This is a genomic window from Okeania sp. SIO1H4, assembly GCF_010672695.1.
Lineage (GTDB): Bacteria > Cyanobacteriota > Cyanobacteriia > Cyanobacteriales > Microcoleaceae > Okeania > Okeania hirsuta.
The window spans coordinates 85,691-103,938 of sequence record NZ_JAAHGB010000005.1; the positions used below are offsets into that span (position 1 = coordinate 85,691).

General features: G+C 37.4%; 15 protein-coding genes and 1 pseudogene. 8 read left to right on the forward strand and 8 right to left on the reverse strand.

Going from position 1 to position 18,248, the window contains the following annotated elements; genetic code table 11:
* Positions 1–220 precede the first annotated feature (220 nt).
* The 7 genes and pseudogenes from F6K06_RS03190 to F6K06_RS03220 all read left to right on the forward strand — a co-directional run bounded on the left by F6K06_RS03190 (position 221) and on the right by F6K06_RS03220 (position 8,916).
* Positions 221–850, forward strand: coding sequence for a hypothetical protein (locus tag F6K06_RS03190; protein WP_287242261.1), 630 nt, complete (start codon positions 221–223; stop codon positions 848–850).
* 223 nt (positions 851–1,073) lie between these two features.
* The gene (locus F6K06_RS03195) at positions 1,074–1,979 is read left to right on the forward strand and encodes an alpha/beta hydrolase (RefSeq protein WP_287242260.1); all 906 of its coding nucleotides are present in this window, start codon (positions 1,074–1,076) and stop codon (positions 1,977–1,979) included.
* 324 nt (positions 1,980–2,303) lie between these two features.
* Positions 2,304–2,987, forward strand: a pseudogene (locus F6K06_RS03200) (alpha/beta hydrolase); the annotation flags it as partial.
* Between the two features lie 452 nt (positions 2,988–3,439).
* Complete coding sequence (locus tag F6K06_RS03205) at positions 3,440–5,932, forward strand: GH116 family glycosyl hydrolase (protein ID WP_124155448.1); 2,493 nt, start codon at positions 3,440–3,442, stop codon at positions 5,930–5,932.
* A gap of 401 nt (positions 5,933–6,333) precedes the next feature.
* Complete coding sequence (gene xth / locus F6K06_RS03210; protein ID WP_287242258.1) at positions 6,334–7,119, forward strand: exodeoxyribonuclease III; 786 nt, start codon at positions 6,334–6,336, stop codon at positions 7,117–7,119.
* Positions 7,120–7,428: 309 nt separating this feature from the next.
* Positions 7,429–8,304 carry an SDR family oxidoreductase gene (locus F6K06_RS03215; RefSeq protein WP_124146821.1) on the forward strand — a complete coding sequence of 292 codons (876 nt, stop codon included), beginning with the start codon at positions 7,429–7,431 and terminating at the stop codon, positions 8,302–8,304.
* 396 nt (positions 8,305–8,700) lie between these two features.
* On the forward strand, positions 8,701–8,916 hold the full coding sequence (locus F6K06_RS03220) for a Uma2 family endonuclease (RefSeq protein ID WP_124146822.1): 216 nt from the start codon (positions 8,701–8,703) through the stop codon (positions 8,914–8,916).
* Here the strand turns inward: F6K06_RS03220 and F6K06_RS03225 are convergent.
* On the reverse strand, positions 8,877–9,242 hold the full coding sequence (locus F6K06_RS03225; RefSeq protein WP_124146823.1) for a trypsin-like peptidase domain-containing protein: 366 nt from the start codon (positions 9,240–9,242) through the stop codon (positions 8,877–8,879). The two genes, F6K06_RS03220 and F6K06_RS03225, sit on opposite strands and share 40 nt — an antisense overlap.
* 774 nt (positions 9,243–10,016) lie before the next feature.
* Between F6K06_RS03225 and F6K06_RS03230 the strand changes: the two genes are divergently transcribed.
* A complete protein-coding gene (locus F6K06_RS03230) occupies positions 10,017–10,616 on the forward strand; it encodes a nitroreductase family protein (RefSeq protein WP_124146824.1) in 600 nt (199 codons plus the stop codon).
* Between the two features lie 194 nt (positions 10,617–10,810).
* Here the strand turns inward: F6K06_RS03230 and F6K06_RS03235 are convergent, their stop codons facing one another.
* The 7 genes from F6K06_RS03235 to F6K06_RS03265 form a co-directional block, all read right to left on the reverse strand.
* On the reverse strand, positions 10,811–11,011 hold the full coding sequence (locus tag F6K06_RS03235) for an alpha/beta fold hydrolase (protein ID WP_124146825.1): 201 nt from the start codon (positions 11,009–11,011) through the stop codon (positions 10,811–10,813).
* The gene (locus F6K06_RS03240; RefSeq protein ID WP_205127506.1) at positions 11,004–11,171 is read right to left on the reverse strand and encodes a hypothetical protein; all 168 of its coding nucleotides are present in this window, start codon (positions 11,169–11,171) and stop codon (positions 11,004–11,006) included. Before F6K06_RS03240 ends, F6K06_RS03235 begins: the two co-directional genes overlap by 8 nt.
* Before the next feature lie 182 nt (positions 11,172–11,353).
* Positions 11,354–12,598 carry a hypothetical protein gene (locus F6K06_RS03245; RefSeq protein WP_124146826.1) on the reverse strand — a complete coding sequence of 415 codons (1,245 nt, stop codon included), beginning with the start codon at positions 12,596–12,598 and terminating at the stop codon, positions 11,354–11,356.
* A 779-nt stretch (positions 12,599–13,377) separates the two neighbouring features.
* A complete protein-coding gene (locus F6K06_RS03250) occupies positions 13,378–13,788 on the reverse strand; it encodes a hypothetical protein (protein ID WP_287242252.1) in 411 nt (136 codons plus the stop codon).
* 192 nt (positions 13,789–13,980) lie between these two features.
* Complete coding sequence (locus tag F6K06_RS03255) at positions 13,981–15,156, reverse strand: RNA-guided endonuclease TnpB family protein (protein WP_124142995.1); 1,176 nt, start codon at positions 15,154–15,156, stop codon at positions 13,981–13,983.
* Positions 15,062–15,634 carry an IS607 family transposase gene (locus F6K06_RS03260; RefSeq protein ID WP_124142996.1) on the reverse strand — a complete coding sequence of 191 codons (573 nt, stop codon included), beginning with the start codon at positions 15,632–15,634 and terminating at the stop codon, positions 15,062–15,064. Before F6K06_RS03260 ends, F6K06_RS03255 begins: the two co-directional genes overlap by 95 nt.
* A gap of 84 nt (positions 15,635–15,718) precedes the next feature.
* Positions 15,719–18,112 (reverse strand): type IV pilus secretin family protein, encoded by a 2,394-nt coding sequence (locus F6K06_RS03265; RefSeq protein ID WP_287242250.1) that lies wholly within the window; start codon positions 18,110–18,112, stop codon positions 15,719–15,721.
* Between the last annotated feature and the right edge of the window lie 136 nt (positions 18,113–18,248).

Sequence of the window (18,248 nt, forward strand, 5' to 3'; positions counted from 1 at the left end):
GCTATGGCTGTTGAGATAGTATTGCTTCTTCCTATCAAACAGAAAATAGCCTTTACTTATATTACTATTTGTTTGATTCAACTCAACTACCTTAAAATAAATATAAAGATTTGTTAAAATAAAATTTTATCTGATAATTTATGATAAAATTTTTACCTAAATATTGTATTGTCTACTATTAGACTATAAAACCTAACATATTCAATGGGGATCTTGATTTATGGAAGACACAGAAACATCATCAATAGTTTCAAATAATTCCCAAAGTCAGCCTCATTGGCTACAAATAGCAGAATATACTGCTTTAGGGGCTTCAATTGTTGGTTCAGGTTTTGCATTAGTATGGGAAAAAATTTCGTTTGTTGCACCTCCAATAACATTGGCATTAATATTAAATTCAATTAATAGAAAAAGATTTGAAGAAAAAATACAAACACATATTAACAATGAGGTAGAAGAACTAAGAATAGATATTGATTCCGTCGATCGGTATTCAGAGAAAACACAAGAAAAAATTACTGAATTAACTCCAGAATATCCCATAAATTTTTCTCAAAATCAATCAGATTTTGAATTTAATACAATTACCAAAGAAGACTGGGACACAATAAATACTAAATTTTCAGATATTGATGAGGAATTACAATCATTAAAAGATTTAACTACAGATTTACACCAGGATTTAGGAGATAATTTACAATCAACAAATTATGCTTCTATGTCTAATAAAATTGAGGAACTACAAGGACAAGTAAATAAATTACAAGACTTAAACAGAGATCTAGTTAGGCCATATTTTATTCGTCTAATTCGTGCAGTTAAACAACTACAGAAAATAATCAAGTCTTAGTTATTAGACTGTGCAGAAAGTAGACAGTTAAAAATCAGTTTTGATTTTCCTGGCTCTATAACTTTTCCCCCGTTATCTGGGCAGCAATCAAATTTATGTTTATGGCAAAATTATAATATCGAAAATTTGGGGTGGATCTAGATAAATTCCACTTCTAGAATTCTAGAAAAATTATTTTATTAATAGCTGATACTATTGTAAATCAGAAATTCACTTTTAACTAATGACTATTTTTGAAACTTTCTTGAAATTTCTATTAATAAGTTTAGCAACTATTTACACTGGTGCTTTTATGTTGCTAAGATTGCTGCAAAACCGATTGATATTTGAACCGGCACCATCGGTATTAGCAACTCCTGCTACTGTTAATCTTCCATATCAAGAAGTTTGGTTGTCAATTCCAAATTCTCACAAACAGACAGAAAAAATATCTGGTTGGTGGATTCCTCAAACTAATAGCAATTCTAGAGTTATTCTCTTTCTACATGGTGCTAAAGGTAACATGGCAGCTCGGAAAAATAGTTACAATCTCGAGCGGGTTGCTAAACTATATCAGTTGGGATTTTCGGTATTTATGATTGACTATCGGGGGTACGGTAACAGTAAAGGACGGTTTCCCACAGAAGCTACTGTTTATGAAGATGCATTGGTAGCTTGGAATTATTTAACTCAAGAAAAAAATTTTTCACCAGAAGAAATTTTTATTTATGGATATTCTCTTGGAGGAGCGGTCGCTGCTAATCTTTGCCTTCAACAACCACAAGCAGCAGGATTAATTGCTGAAGGTTGTTTTACTTCCATTAAAGACATGGCTAAATACAGACGTCGAATCCAAATATTTCCCCTCAACTTACTGGTCACCCAAAAATTTGACTTCATTGACAAAGTAAAATTATTGGAAATGCCCGTTTTATTTATTCATGGAACAAAAGATGAAATCGTACCTGTAGATATGAGTCAAAGATTATTTGCAGCAGCAGCAGAACCGAAAAAATTACTCTTAATACCAAATGCGGCACATGACAATCTTGCTCAAGTAGATAGCGATAGCTACATAGCAACTCTACATGAATTCTTTGAGCGGGCAATAAATCAGTATTCTAGTATTAGCCAAGAATTTATTCATTAGACATCTCTAGTAATAAAAAACAAAATCAATTATCGTACAGAAATTATCAATTATTTCTCCCTACTCCCTACTCCATCTTTTCTGGAGATGTCTATTAGTTATTTATAGCAGAAGGAAGAAGCAAGAAGGAGAGAAGGAAAAATCTTACTTTTTGGCGATCGCAGATTAAACCATAAAATATTCAACAAAAGGTAAAGACAAATGCTATTAATTGACCCGCCTTATTTTTCTGGTTTTGAAGCTATACCATTAGAATATAAAAACAAATTATGGTCAGACGGTTGACCTTGGCATTATAAAAATGAACAAAATAAAGCAAATGCAGTAGTAATTTGTTTACATGGTTTTACTGCGACTCCTTATGAAGTTCGTCCTATAGGAAGAGCGTGTTTAAAACTTGGAATTGATGTCGTAGCACCTCTTTTTCCCGGTCATGGTTACTCTCTTTTTATAGAACAAAGAAGAGAGTTTTCTAAGATTACTAAAGACATAATGTTTGAGGCAGTACGTCAAGAAATTATTCAAGCTAGAAAACACTATGATTTTGTCGGAATTTTCGGACATTCTATGGGTGGAGCGATCGCTTTGACAATGGCAAGCGAAGGTTTAGTGGATGCTTGCACTGTGACAGCACCAGCAATTCAATTACCACTTAGAGCTGAAATTTTAATGGGTTTACTCAGTTGGGTAAATATCTCAATACCTAAAAATACTGACAACTTTTATAATCCTAATTATTTGTTTGAAAACTCTAAAGCAGCTCTGGTACTTCAGAGAATAGCTTTACATTCTCGCCAATATCTTGCTAAGATTACTTGCCCTACTTTAGTAGTTCATTCCCATAACGATCCTTTAGTTAATTCTATAGTCGTAAAATTGATTGAAGAACAAGTTAAGGGGAGTTTTGAAGCCATTTGGTTTGATGAATCTGGCCACGTTATGACACTTGATGTTAAAAGTAAAGAAGTTTCAGAAGCGATCGCTCAATTCTTAGATAATAGGTGTTAACTAGCTATCAGCTATCAGCATTTTCCGTGCCGGAATGCTCTGCAAACAGCGCTTCAGCTTTTTTAACTTGGGTTAACCCCGGCAACTATAGCGTCTCCTAGTTTAGCTATCCGTTATAAGTAACTCCTGAAAACCTTGTGGATAGGGTGGGAAGTGTGCGGAGTGTGCGGAGTGTGGGGAGTGTGGGGAGTGTGGGGGGCAAAAATCTTGTCTACAGTTCTCAAAAACAATGTATTTTTCAATATATTTTTCTCCTAAAAAAGATGCTCCAAGACCTACACATAACTTGTCTATAATGTCTACGTTTTATGTTAAGAAAGATGTTTATAAAGCATAGCTAGTTTAGGAGGGGTTGCTTACCTCCTGCTAAACGTAAAAAAAGTCCTAATGCTGAGTGCTGAGTGCTATTTAAATAAACTTTTCTTATATACAACCTACAACCTTCAGAACCTATGAATCAACAAAGTTTCACTCCAAATATTCCCCCCTATACCTGGAATCGTCCCATTGGTCTTGATTGGAACAACCCTTACACAGTGCGCTATAGCAGTAACCTCGATGACGGTCCTTGGCACGGAATGCCTCTCGGTGGTTTCGGTGCAGGTGCAATTGGTCGCTCTCCACGAGGGGATTTTAATCTCTGGCATCTCGACGGCGGCGAACACATTTATCAAAATTTACCTGCCTGTCAATTTAGCATATTTGAAGAAACAAAAGGCCACAAACAAGCTTATGCTCTATGTACCGAACCACCATCTGATGGCAGTCTCTCAACTTGGCAGTGGTATCCGAAACAAAAAGCAGGATTACATACTGGTACTTATCATGCTCTTTATCCCCGCAGTTGGTTTGTCTATGAAAATGTATTTACCGCACAATTAAGCTGCGAACAATTTTCCCCAATTTGGGCAGGTAATTATCAAGAAACCACTTACCCTGTTGCCATCTTTGAATGGGTCGCTCACAACCCCACCGATGAACCCATCACTCTGAGTATTATGTTCACTTGGCAAAATACCATTGGTTGGTTTACCAATTCTGTGAAAATACCACAAGTGCAAGTTAGAGATGATGGTAGTCCAGTTTATGAATACAAACCACGGTGGGGAGAAAGTACGGACAACTTTAATCTATTAGTGGAAGACTTCCATCGTATCGGTTGCATAATGACTAAGTTGAGCATTGCTGATGACCCCGCAGAAGGGGAAGGTCAAATGGCGATCGGAACTTTTACTAATGCTGCTGTGGAAGTTAACTATCATACACGCTGGAATCCTGCGAGCAATGGGGAAGAAGTCTGGCGCTACTTTGCCATGGATGGCACACTCATAGATGAGTACAATGAACTACCCGCAACAGAGGAAGAACAAATTGGGGTAGCTATGTCTGTTCGTTTTACTCTCAGACCGGGGAAAACTCGGAAAATTCCTTTTTTCTTAGCTTGGGATTTGCCCTTGACTGAATTTAGCGCTGGAGTTTCATATTATCGCCGTTATACAGATTTTTATGGTCGCAATGGGAAAAACGCCTGGTCAATAATTCGCACTGCGATGAAACACTATCAGATTTGGCGCGAGAATATTGAGACTTGGCAAAACCCGATTTTGCAACGGGAAGATTTGCCTGGTTGGTTTAAGATGGCTTTGTTTAACGAACTTTACGACCTCACCAGTGGGGGGACTCTCTGGAGTGCTGCGGATGATCGCGATCCTAAAGGTCAGTTTGCTGTCCTGGAATGTTTGGATTATCGTTGGTATGAGAGTTTGGATGTGAGATTATATGGTTCTTTTGCTCTGTTGATGTTGTGGCCGGATTTGGAAAAGTCGGTGTTGCTCGCTTTTGCACGGGCGATTTCAACTGCGGATGATACACCGAGAATTATTGGTTACAATCAAGCATCGGCAGTTAGAAAAAAGGCTGGAGCAACTCCCCACGATTTGGGTGCACCCAATGAGCATCCTTGGGAAAAGACTAATTATACCAGTTATCAGGACTGCAATCAATGGAAGGATTTGTCTAGTGATTTTGTGTTGCAGGTTTATCGGGATTTTCTGTTGACTGGTGCAGATGATTACGAGTTTCTCTGGGAATGTTGGTCTGCTGTAGTGGAGACACTAGCATATCTTAAGGCTTTTGACAAGGATGGTGATGGTATTCCTGAAAATGAGGGAGCGCCAGACCAAACCTTTGATGATTGGCAGTTGCGGGGGGTGAGTGCTTATTGTGGTGGGTTATGGTTAGCTGCATTGGAGGCAGCGATCGCTATTGGGAAAGTTTTAATTGAGCATCCGAGGGAAATTCCTTATTATCCACCTCAAGGTTTTCAGTCTGAGGTCGATAAAAATTCTGTGGATGCTATTAATAATCAAATTTCTGTTTATCAAAGTTGGTTAGAAAAAGGATTAGTTGTTTATCAAGAAAAGTTATGGAATGGGGAATTTTATCGTTTGGATAGTGATAGTAATTCGGAAGTGGTAATGGCAGACCAATTATGCGGTCAATTTTATGCTAGATTACTAAAATTGCCGGATATTGTACCTAATGAATGTGCTTTATCTGCCTTGAATACTGTCTATAATTCTTGTTTTAAAAAGTTTCATAATGGCAAATTTGGAGCAGTGAATGGAGTATTACCTGATGGTTCTCCAGAAAATCCTGATGCTACCCATCCATTAGAAGTTTGGACTGGAATTAATTTTGGTTTAGCTGCTTTTATGGTGCAAATGGGAATGAAGGATAAAGCTTTGGAAATAACTGAAGCGGTGGTGCGGCAAATTTATGAAAATGGTTTACAATTTCGTACCCCAGAAGCTATTACTGCTGATGGAACTTTTCGAGCTAGTCATTATCTCAGAGCAATGGCAATTTGGGCGATTTATTTAGAAATCAGGAGTCAGGAGTCAGGAGTCAGGAGTCAGGAGGGAAGAAAGAAGAAGAAAGAATAAAGAGGAGGAAAAGGAGAAAGTTTTTTTTATAACTAATTATCCAGACATGATATGACCTGATTGCTATATAATAATTATGAAAAAGAATGGCATCCCTTAATGTTTCTAATACCAATTACCAAAAGTAATGCTATACTTAAGCAGCACTTCAATTGTTAAATAATTAAGACAGACAGAATCACCTTTTTGATAATTATTAGCTAGTTATAATTAATTATTATTATGTTTACTTCTCCCTGTAGGGACGTTGCATGCAACGTCCCTACTTCCCCTCCTGGGAGGGGTTAGGGGTTGGTCTCCTACTAAATAAAACGTAGAAAAATTTTTGAGAAATGGTATAACTTCCTTCTTCCCTATTCCCTATTCCCTATTCCCTATTCCCTATTCCCTATTCCCTTCTTATGAAAATAGTTACTTGGAACGTCAATTCAATTCGTACTCGTCAACAACAAGTTATAGAATGGTTACAAACAAATCCTGTGGATGTTCTCTGCTTACAAGAAACCAAAGTTATTGACCAAGATTTTCCGCGATCGCCCTTTGAAGAATTAGGCTATCATACTTATATTTATGGTCAAAAATCTTATAATGGTGTCGCAATTTTTAGTCTTTCCCCAATGCAAGATGTTAGTAGTGGGTTTGCACCTATTTTAGGTGAGGATAAAGTGGGAGATTTTGACATACAAAAACGGTTAATTACTGGGGTAGTAAATGATGTTTGTATTCTGAATCTTTATGTTCCTAATGGTGCTAGTGTTGGCAGTGAAAAATATGATTATAAACTTCATTGGTTGAAACTTTTGCAAGAATATATCAAAATTGTTATTGACAAATCACCCAACTTGTGTATTTGTGGAGATTTTAATATTGTCCCAGAAGACCGAGATATTCACGATCCAGAAGGTTGTAAAAATTCTGTGGGATTATCCGATGCGGAACGCCAAGCTTTACAGGAAATTCTCAAATTAGGATTAGTAGATGCTTTTCGCCAGTTTACCAGGGAAGGAGGTCACTACAGTTGGTGGGACTATAGAGCAGCAGGTTTTCGCCGTAACCGTGGTTGGCGTATTGACCATCATTATCTGAGTTTGCCCCTTTCTCAAAAAGCCACAAGTTGTATAATTGACAAGTCTCCAAGACAATTACCAAAACCTAGCGACCATACACCAGTTATTGTGGAATTTTGAAAGAAGAAAAGTCAAAAGTCAAAAGTCAAAATAAAGTCAAAAGTCAAAAGTCAAAAGTCAAAAGTAAGAATTTAAAAAAAGTCAAAAGTTAAAAGTTAAAAGTAAGAATTTAAAAAAGTCAAAAGTCAAAAGTTCAGGACTTACGCAAATTGACTTTTAAACCACCATTTGTAGGGGCGAATGGCATTGACTAACGTCAAGCTCCGCTAACGCCCTCACTCGATTTAGTGTCCGCGCTGATAACTGAAATGACAGTTTTTATTTGGTAAATTTTTCAATTGAACTATTAATAACTAACAAAAAATAATTATGTTTTTAGTAACAGGAGCAACCGGAGACTTAGGGCGGAGAATTATCAGAATCTTGAGAGAAAGAGAAATATTAGTCCGTGCTTTTGCTAGACTAAATTATTCTTATTCTGAATTAGAAAATCGTGGAGCTGAAATATTCATAGGCGACTTAAAAATAGACAAGGATATTGAAAAAGCTTGTCAAGGAATTGAATATATTATTAGTGCCCATGGTGGGGCGAATGATGTTCAAGCAATTGACTACCGAGCTAATATTGAACTAATAGATTCTGCGGTGAAAGTTGGTGTTAAACATTTTGTATTTATCTCCGTCTTAGGAGCAGAAAGAGGATATGAAGATTCACCTACTTTTAAAGCAAAAAGAGAGGTAGAAAAATATCTCAAAGCGAGTGGTTTGAATTATACCATTTTGCAACCTTCTGGTTTTGCTTCTAATTTATTACCACTGGCAGAAAGATTTAAAGATACAGGAATTTATCTACTTATTGGAGATGACAAAAATCGCACTTCAATAGTTAGTACAGATGATTTGGCAAAAATTGCTGTGGATTCTGTTTTTGTCGAAGCTGCTTGTAATCAAATTTTGCCTGTGGGCGGACCAGAAATTATTTCTAGAGGAGAAATTTCTCAAATATTTAGTAGAATTTTTAACCGGGAACCGATAGTTATTAATCCGCCTTTATTTGTATTTGATGGATTACGAAATACTGTGGGATTGTTTAATTCTGAGTTACAAAAAAGTCTAGGTACTTTAAGAGTATTATTGGCAAATGAATTTTTCTGCACTCCAGAAGAAATTGAGAATTTAGAGAGAATATTTGAGATGAAAATGGAATCTGTAGAGAGTTTTATTCGCCGAAAAATGGGAGTGTGAATAAAGTAGGGACGTTACGAAGTATGTGCAAGCAAACGGCCGTTCGCCCTAGATATATTGGTTTTGCCTAAGTTCTGAAAATCTTAAACAATAAAAAATAGGAATAGTGCTGCATTGTAATTATTTTTGTTAGGAAGCACGACAGTGGGAGCATCTTGCTCCCGTACTCGTGGACAGGATGTCCGTACTTTACAGCACTTTTCAGATTGATGACCTCACATCACTACCAAAATCTTGTAAGGGCGTTAGGGGCAGCTTTGCGCTAGCAAATGGCCATTCGCCCCTACTGTGGTCTACCGAAATGAAAACCGCTGTAAGCATTGGTTGTTCCTATCTAACATTACTATGCAGAACTATCAATAAAATGATTCAAGCGATCGCTAAAAACTGAAAACTATGCAAATTCAACAACAAAAAAACTATACCCCCACAGAATATTTAAACTTTGAAATTAACTCACAACAACGACACGAATATATCAATGCTGAAATTATTCCCATAACTGACGGTACTCCAAATCATCACCAGATATCTCTCAACTTCAGCACAGCTTTAAACTTTTCTCTCAAAAGTCAACCATATCGAGTTTTTGTCGCAAACCAAAGAAAATAACCAGGAATTGAAATTTTTAAACTTATTTCTAGCTCTCCAAGTAAAATCATTAATCCTAAAGGAAGAACAGACAAAAGTTCTTTGACTCGCAAAACTGCCAAATCAAAACCCTGAGTATCTCCTATTGCCACAACTTCTGCGGAAATATTATTTACCAATACATTTTCCTCACCACCCACATCCTCAACAACATGAGCGCAAGTCAGCAAATAAGTGTAATTTTCTTCTTGATAAAAAGCAAATCTAGTACCAATAATATCTGCTTTGAGAGATTTATCACTAGCACTGTTAATTAAAACAATATATTTTTCTAACTGTCCGTTCATTCTTTTATTCTTTAGTAATATAAAGATTAGCTTTTCCCTGAAAATTAAAACCAAATTTTACCTCATTCTACTAGCTCGCCTAGCTTGAAAATGTGGTTAAATTTTAGAAAATATAGACCTCTCCCCCCTTGGAAAGGGGGGTTGGGGGGGATTTTAGCGTTGGGTTTTACTCACAATTTTAGTTTAGACGAGCTACTACCTTTAAATCTTACTACTAGACCGAAACAGTTAATTTGCTCAGTTATTATTGGTGCGGGGGCGAGTTTATCTCATCATTTGTCACCCCATTAATTTAACGCGGAACCAGACCCTAATACTAGACCGAAACAGTTAATTTGCTCAGTTATTATTGGTACGGGGGCAAGTTTATCTCATCATTTGTCACCCCATTAATTTAACGCGGAACCAGACCCTAATACTAGACCGAAACAGTTAATTTGCTCAGTTATTATTGGTGCGGGGGCTGGTTTATCTAAATCATTTGTCACCCCCATTAATTTAACGTGGAACCCGACCCTAATACTAGACCGAAACAGTTAATTTGCTCAGTTATTATTGGTGCGGGGGCTGGTTTATCTAATCATTTGTCACCCCCATTAATTTAACCTGGAACCCGCCCCTACTTTTGTAACATTTTAGGTGGTCATGCCACTACTTTACTTCTGCTCTCTTCCTTCCTCCCTCTAAAATGTAATATTCAACTAAAGATGATATAAGCAGCAACAAATTTTGATATTATTGAGATACCTCAAGTAGTTATTAAAAATTCAAAAAATGGAAAAACCTGCAAAAAATCAATATCCAATTAATGAGTTATTAAAACAACGTTGGAGTTCTTTAGCTTTTGCTGACAAAATGGTTTCCTCAGAAGTATTACTTTCACTTCTAGAAGCAGCAAGATGGTCTCCTTCTTGTTTCAATGAACAACCTTGGAGTTTCATAATTGCTACTAAAGAAAACCCCACTGAATACGACCGTCTTTTTAGTTGTATTGTAGAAGGAAATCAACCTTGGGCAGGTCTTGCTCCTGTATTAATGTTATCCGTTGCGAAACTTTCTTTTGACAGAAATAATCAACCAAATAGACACGCTTTTCACGATGTAGGTTTAGCAGTTGCCAGCTTAACTTTTCAAGCAACAGAAATGGGTTTGAGAGTTCATCAAATGGGAGGTTTTGATGTTGATAAAGCACGGGAATTATATAAAATTTCAGCAGAATATGAACCAGTAGCAGCTATAGCTATTGGTTATCCAGGAGAACCCGATATTTTGCCTGAGTCTTTACGAGAGAGGGAACTTTCTCCCCGCAGTCGTAAACCGATAAATTCTTTTGTATTTACTGGAGAGTGGGGTCAAACTGCTTCATTTATCTAATTTTTAAAGAAGCGAATTGAATATTTGTCATTCCTGTAGGTTGGGTTGACGTAGGAAACCCAATAATAATAACGCCCGTGTTGGTTTTCTTTCCTCAACCCAACCTACTAGCTAATAACTGACTATAGGGTAGGGCGATCACCCTACCCAAAATTATATTTGAGTCGGGTACAATTTTCATAGCTCCCCTGTAATTATCCTCTAAAAAAATCAAGCAACGCCTGAGTTACTTCATCTGGCACTTCCTCCAGCATAAAATGACCGCACTTCAAACCTTGACCTTGCAACAAACCTTCTATCACTATTTCTCGCCAGGTTTCCAAAACATCATAAAGTTTTCCCATGATATCAAATCCGTTTAATTCGGTATAAAAAAATGTTTCATCTTCAACCATTACCAAATATTTCTCGATCTCCCCATCTCCCCACATTCCCCTCCTGGGAGGGGGAGGGGCGAGGGGTGGGTCCCATCTCCCCATCCCCCAATCTAATTACACCGATGCTACCGGATTTGATATGACTCCCTTCTCTCCCCACAATACCAATAACGGACACTGTATTTTCGTGTCAATATCTGCTTCATCATGCTCTAAGTCAATAGAGGCAGCAGCACGGTAGTCTTCATAACAGACATGAAACTGGTACAGATCAATTCCCTTGCTGATCTATGATTTGAAACATCGGCAAATTCCTCAATTCTCGTAATCATTCGTCACTGTGCAACGCCGAATCAATAGTTAAAAACACCATAGATTTATCCCTACTAAGTTAGTGCTAAAAGCAACATTAAGAGTTTCCATGGACTTCACTAACCACCAAACTTTACCAGTGGTAGCTCCTTGATAATGATTAAAAAGAATAGAAAATTTTTGTTCTAAATAAGGTTTAGCTTGGTGACAAAATAGTACAATCTTCAAGAACATACCAATCACTATTGTCGCTCCAAGATTATTAATCAGGTCATAAAAAACAAAATGTTTTGGTTGCTCAAGACTCTCAACAACTAGAAAATCTAACATTTTTTTGCAAGTACCTAAAATTAGAGAATCATTGGGTTTTTGAGTATTATTATCAGACCAAGTATTTTGTAATTTATCATATAATTTGCGATTAAATTGACATTTACTATAACCAGGATCGATTGTATCAGTTAAGTATTCATATAGCCCATCTTTAAAAGTACCATAAGAACAAGTAAAATCACAATAAGTTTGAAACTGTTGAGCTTGGTCTCGTAATGTTTGGCGACCATGAACTTTTTTGGTAAAATACTTAACTACTTCATTTAATTCTTCGTCTTTCATTAAAGTAGGATTTTCAATAGAATTGTTTTTCCTGGGCAACCTTTGATAAGTGATATATTTAGACAAATCTATTTCATATTTTTGCTGTTGTCTTCTTCCAATCATTTTAATTTCTTGTTGCTCTTGATCAGTACTCTCATCATTGAAAAAACAATGTTCATATAGATATGGATATCGATCAATTAATTTTTCTAACTTCCGATCTGCAATTTTTGTATTTTCTTGAGTTTCCCTGATAAACATCTTAGCTAAACGTTGTAAGGCAACATATTTTTCAGTCTCAGTAAAACTGCGAATTAAAGTGCGTAAACGTTTAGAAGTCCAACAAGAGGGCAGGTTATTTGGTTTTACCTGGAATATACTTACTAATTCTGGAATTGATTTTTGCAGTTGTGGGTTTTGTAACCAAAAGTTAATTAATATATAGCAACTTCTATTGAGAATATTATGAAATTCTTCTTCATCAGGATCGGCATGAATAATTGTTTCCATTACCTGCCATATTTCAGGGATAAAATATCCAGAAGCATCAATAAATAGAGCCCTAAAATTACCAATTAACTCTTCGGGGTCTTGTTGACGAGCTAAATCTTGTAAATGCTGATAAAGTCGCTGTTCTTGTTTGGCAGATTTATGATTATTATTAGTTGATAAAGATTTTAAATTATAATTTAACATTCTTGAAAATCCCCTCTGATAATTAATTATAAGCTAATTTAACTTGCCCTTCAATAAAGTATATTTTTGTAAGAATTGATGATTATATCTGTCTTAGTAGAATAGATATTTCAATAAGAATTAAATTGCAATTTTGAACAGATTTGTTAGACCAATATTTTTGAGATTATGATAGTAAATTTAACTCATATAAAAATATGCTCAATGTCCGTATTTACCTAAAAATATGCGTTATGAATTAGGTTAAATCTGAAATACAGATTAAAGTTTGTAATACTCACTCTAGTTTATAACTTTTGCTTATTACAATCTTAGTCCTATCCATAACTAACCTTTATAAGCTAAATTAAGTATAAAAATTAGATTATACTCTAACTATTAATTTTACTCTGGAATTATTTGAATTTATGTAAAGATTTGATGAAGAATCTAAGAGTTCAGTAGATTTTTTGATGATAAGTTTACTGAAACCCTGTAAATGCAGAAGCTTTTAGTTAAGTGTGAATACGGATAATTCGTAATCAAATAATTACAACCAACACCATTTTTAAGAATAAGTAGTCTGGCAAAAGTACTAATATTGGTCGGTACAGAATTTTCATTTTTAGGAAGTAAATTATAGTTATCTAGTGCTCCCTACTGCCTCAAACAAACGAATTTTGTATCTCACTGTTTATGGGAATTGCTATATAGTATTCAGATTGATACTCCCCAGTCTAAAAATGCGGGGATTCTTGGTTCGCTGACGCAACGCTGCGCGAACACTGACTCAACATCACCTAGCAGGATTTCTCCAACTCAGCCAAAAGGCCAATCTCCCGGTAGGTTCCGGTGTGCCCCACCGTACATAGTGCTTTCTTGAGAATATTTTTGGCAGCGTTCACTTTCTTGCTCACTTGACACTGTAGGTGTTTTAAACACTTACTCATGGGTCTATAAGTTTTTGGATTTTTAAACACCTTACCGTTAGAGCAAACGGCTAATTCCTTAATTCCAATATCGACACCAATTGTAGGTCTTTGTGCTTCAATACTTGGTTTCTCAACTTCATATTTACAGCGCTTTTCATTTAAGTAGACTACAAAATTCTGTTGGTGCGCGGGAGTAGGGAGTATGGAGTAGGGAGTAGGAGAATGCTTTGGCCACTGTAGTCTATCTATTTGAAAACCGCTATAATAGCTATAAACCATTGATCGGCAGTACGAGAAATCACACAATTATGTATTGCTGTTACAGGTAATGGTTTGGCAAGACGCACCCAACCTATTGAAGGTAATGTAAGACGAAGGTTTTTCAATCAACAAAATTGGGATGGTTCAAACTGATAAATATACACCATCCGATACTATTTTGCTAACAATTGTTAACAATGCACAGTAAGATTAACTTACTGAGGGGGTATCTCCCAATGTGGTAGAAAATTTTTCTACCACGCTTTTGATCAAAATTCCACGCGCTCCGTTTAAGTCGCGATCAAGGCGAAAACCATCGTTACCAGTCACAACTTTTTTGCCACCTAAATTGTTGAGGATTTCACCAGTCCAGCTAACGGTTTTGCTAGTGTAGGCTTCACTTACATCTACAACGACTTTGTTGTATTCAACAGCTTTATGCTTTAAGAAAAGCTCAAACCTATAGTGTGCCCAGTTCAACATTTGTCTCACTGATTTACTTCTGAGTTTTCTGCTTGATTTGGTTGTCATCTGAGAAACTTCAAAAGTTGGCAGCAGAATTACATCAAAGTTTTGAACCAAAAATAAAGCTGTTTTGTGGTGCAACTCATCTATCAAGTTTCTAATTTTTGACCTCATTCGATTAGCTGCTTTTTTCATACGCTGCTTGGTTTTAGATTTAGCTTGAGTCAGCCTAGAAATCAAATCATCTAAGTGATAACAAAGTCTCTGAATTTTGCCAATATCGCCAGAACCTATCCAACCAAAACTATTTTCTGAAAATAGCGTTAAGAAGTTTCTCACTCCAGGGTCTAATGCTACAACCCGGCCTTGATTTTCAGCCGGATGTTTTGGTGCATCAACTGGCAAGCAAAGGTAATATTGTCCTCGAGCAACAACTATTCTGCAATCTCCAAAAGTCTCAGGTAATAGCTCAGAAAATTTGAGTAACCCAAGCTTAGTGTGGTAAATACCTTTTGTTGATACTGCCGATTTAGGTATGTAGCAAGACTGAATAGGATTTTTACGAGATTTGAATTTTACCTGCTGTACCTGTCCTGTTTGAGAATACTTAACTTTTGCTTCTCTGACTGCTATACAAGCATCACGAACAGCAATAGATTTTATCTGGTAAGGAACAGGTTTAGACCACTCAGGTAAATTCTTCAAAATCCCACCCTTGATTGCTTTCCAATTAGCCTTGGTATCAGGTTGCTGAAGGTATTCAACGGTTCGGTTATAGGTAAACCTAGCCACACCTATCCATTGTCTGAGTAGTTGTCTTTGTTCACTATTTAGGTAAATCCGAATCTTCTTTGATTTTTTGCTTGTACTTTCTAAGTCCGTGGACTCTACAGGAGAATATGTGGATGATGGAGAGAACATCGGCGACCATTTCTGATTCTGGACAATATATAGTTTGCCCTTGAACCAGGATTTTTCCACCGTTTTGTTCGACCAAATACTGTATAAGCTCGAATCCAAATCTGGTAAGTCTGTCCCTACAGGTAACAATAATTGTGAGCTTATCCCCTCGCAAGAGTCTGTCCAGTATGGCTCTAAGACCTTTTCGTTTGAAGTTGAGTCCACTGCCAATGTCTTTGATAACTTCTGCTTCTGGGTACTGGTTTTGCATGAACTCAACTTGTCTATTGAGGTCATCTTTTTGTTTTGCTGATGAGACTCGGCAGTAGCAAATAAGGGTAGTTCTAGTTGCACCTCTGATGTAAGATTGTGTGTTATACAATCTTTGCCTGGCTTCGTTATTAATGATTTCGATTTTGCCTTCATCTGCATATTTGCGTAGTGTGTTAGGATGCAAGCCAAGTATTTCTAAGGCTTTCTGGGGTGGAACATAACCCATAATCCTATCTTGGCATACATATAGAAGCTTATGTGAATATATGTGAGCAAATAGATAATAGTTAGTCAACCCTTAAATTTAACTTTAGCGTGGCCTTGGTTGACCCCTTTCCATCATTTGCAAAGCATCTGGACTAGGATTAAATCGATAACCCCAAGAAGAGCGATCGCCATCATCCAATATTTGAGGTGTTAGTAGGACAATTGTCTCTGCTCGTTGATTGTCATTTTGGCTGCTGCGGAAGAGGGAACCAATGATGGGTAAATCTCCCAAAATAGGCACTTTATCTATGATTGTTCTTTCTTGCTCTTGAATAATGCCAGAAATAATCAGAGTTTGTCCATCCCGCAGGCGAATTCTACCGGATTCTACCCGACGCCTGGCAATTTCTGTACCAAATTCACTTTGATTATCAGCGTCTGTTGGCACCCTGTTTGAAATAAAGCTTACTTCTGGATTTACTGTTACAGTCACAAAACCATTATCGTCTATTCTCTCTACCTGTATAGCTAGGGTTAAACCTACATCTTCAAACCTAACAGTTCTAGTTTCTCGACTCGTACCTCCATCATCTGTAAAATTACTGTCAATACTTCTGACAATATTTTCTACAAGTCTGACACTAGCTATTTCTCCTTCTTGAACCACTAAAGTTGGATCGGTGAGAATCTTGGCATTACCAGTCCTCACAGTAGCCCTTAATTGACCGAGAAATCGCCTTGGATACAAAATTTGAGGGAATAAGCCAAATTCTGCCTCTCCTAATTCCACATCTATTACCCCATCATTATCAACATCTATTTCTGATGGTTCATAATCATCAATACCAACTCTTGTCGGTTCACTTGTGGTGGGAGCTATAGGTCTGAGGAAAGTTCCTCTACCCTGATTAAGGTTAGGGATACCAGTTCCTGGAACTTCAAATGTACGTTGGCTATCAAAGAATGGGTCTCCCAAAATTGGGTTACCAGTGACAGGGCGGGAAAGAGGGTTAGTAGCATTCTGTTGTGTAATACTAGCAGGTTGAAGACTACCAAAGTTTAGAGATGCTGCCCCATTATCGTTAATAAAGAAACTGTCATTAACCCCAAAGGAGAAACTACTATTAAGGTTTTCCTCTGCTGATAAGTTAATATCTATAACCTTTACGTTTACAGCTACTTGCCTTTGTCGCAAATCTAGCTGTACCAATTGGGCTGCAGCAATCTCTACTTGTTGTGGTGGACCTACTAAAGTAACACTATTAAGTCGGCTATCAGTTACTACCTGTAAACCTTTTAACAACGGAGGAGCATCTTGGGGGTCGTAGCGTAGAGGCTGAATAACTGTTCTTTCAATTGTTTCTGTATTTGTAATTGCCTGATTAGTTCCAGGAATATTAACTGTATTTACCTGAGTTACTGGCTGACTTGTCACAACTGCACTTTCAGCTCCCATACTAACTAAGAAACCCGCAGCAGCTTGGGCAGTAACTTGGTTTAAGCGGAAAGAACGGACTACAACATTTCTGGCTTCTGCTGGTAATTCTTGCCCCACAAATACTGTATTCCCTACTCGGTTGGCCTGCAACCCACTTAGACGTAGAACATAGTTAAAAACATCTTGAACAGACTCATTTTCAATATCTAGGGAAATACTAGGTCCAGTTTCTTCTTCCCCACCTGAACTGAAGGCTACATTCAACCCGGCAGCTCTAGCTAGTAAAGCTAAAACATCTCTGACTGGAGCATCTCGCAAAACTAAACGAGGTATTCTTTCTTGTGTGCCTAAATCTATAACTTCTACTGAGGGGTTAATATTGGATATTGCTATGTCACCTACTGGTGGTGCTATTGCTCGTGGTTGAAAAGGAGGAACTTCACTGGGGGATGGTTGTCCTGGTAAGGTGGGGAAACCGTCTCCTGTGAGCTCAGAATCTGGTAATAATACCTTTGATTCTTGGGAGCTGGTGGTTTCTCTTGGAGGTACTACAGTAGGTTCTGGTTGTACAGGTGGGGGGGCAGGTTCAGATGCTTCTGAGGGTGGGGGAAAACTATTAGGTTTAGGTGTGGATGCCTGAGCTACTTCTCCTGACCCTGCAGCAGCGCTCAGAATAATTCCTCGCCCCCCCCCTTGGATAATTCTGCCTCTGGGAGCAACTTCTGTACCTTGGATGACTACCCGCACACTGTTGGCATCTACCTGCATTACTTCTACATATTTTATGCCAGGTGCTGGACTATCTTTCCGAAATTTGTTGCCTTCGGGAATCCTAAGTTGAGCATTAATTATGTCTGCAACGAAAGAGTTATCTCTATTAACTGAGAAAACTTCGGGGCGATCGCCATTGTTTGTCACTAGGACAATGTTCATGCCCCCTTCTGCTGAATTTAACTGGACTTGGGTAATTTGTGTAACTGCAAAAGCTGGTGTCTGGGCGATGATTACCGCAGCTACCCCACCTAACAGTCCACTACTAAATTGAATTTGCTGTTTCACTGTCCTCACTCCACGCTAGGCCATGATTAGGAAAATGTTGGTTTGACATCTCCAGGGGTTGAAACACCCTGGATTCTGTGTAAAAAAACACCGCAAAAGGGACAAATCCACTTTTACTTGCAGCCTGTCAACAGAC

What these genes read in the sequence shown, in the direction of transcription:
- F6K06_RS03190 (WP_287242261.1), top strand. Translation starts at nt 221, where the DNA reads ATGGAAGACACAGAAACATCATCAATAGTTTCAAATAATTCCCAAAGT.
- F6K06_RS03195 (WP_287242260.1), top strand. Translation starts at nt 1,074, where the DNA reads ATGACTATTTTTGAAACTTTCTTGAAATTTCTATTAATAAGTTTAGCA.
- F6K06_RS03205 (WP_124155448.1), top strand. Translation starts at nt 3,440, where the DNA reads ATGAATCAACAAAGTTTCACTCCAAATATTCCCCCCTATACCTGGAAT.
- xth (WP_287242258.1), top strand. Translation starts at nt 6,334, where the DNA reads ATGAAAATAGTTACTTGGAACGTCAATTCAATTCGTACTCGTCAACAA.
- F6K06_RS03215 (WP_124146821.1), top strand. Translation starts at nt 7,429, where the DNA reads ATGTTTTTAGTAACAGGAGCAACCGGAGACTTAGGGCGGAGAATTATC.
- F6K06_RS03220 (WP_124146822.1), top strand. Translation starts at nt 8,701, where the DNA reads ATGCAAATTCAACAACAAAAAAACTATACCCCCACAGAATATTTAAAC.
- F6K06_RS03225 (WP_124146823.1), bottom strand. Translation starts at nt 9,242, where the DNA reads ATGAACGGACAGTTAGAAAAATATATTGTTTTAATTAACAGTGCTAGT.
- F6K06_RS03230 (WP_124146824.1), top strand. Translation starts at nt 10,017, where the DNA reads ATGGAAAAACCTGCAAAAAATCAATATCCAATTAATGAGTTATTAAAA.
- F6K06_RS03235 (WP_124146825.1), bottom strand. Translation starts at nt 11,011, where the DNA reads ATGGTTGAAGATGAAACATTTTTTTATACCGAATTAAACGGATTTGAT.
- F6K06_RS03245 (WP_124146826.1), bottom strand. Translation starts at nt 12,598, where the DNA reads ATGTTAAATTATAATTTAAAATCTTTATCAACTAATAATAATCATAAA.
- F6K06_RS03250 (WP_287242252.1), bottom strand. Translation starts at nt 13,788, where the DNA reads ATGGTTTATAGCTATTATAGCGGTTTTCAAATAGATAGACTACAGTGG.
- F6K06_RS03255 (WP_124142995.1), bottom strand. Translation starts at nt 15,156, where the DNA reads ATGTTCTCTCCATCATCCACATATTCTCCTGTAGAGTCCACGGACTTA.
- F6K06_RS03260 (WP_124142996.1), bottom strand. Translation starts at nt 15,634, where the DNA reads ATGGGTTATGTTCCACCCCAGAAAGCCTTAGAAATACTTGGCTTGCAT.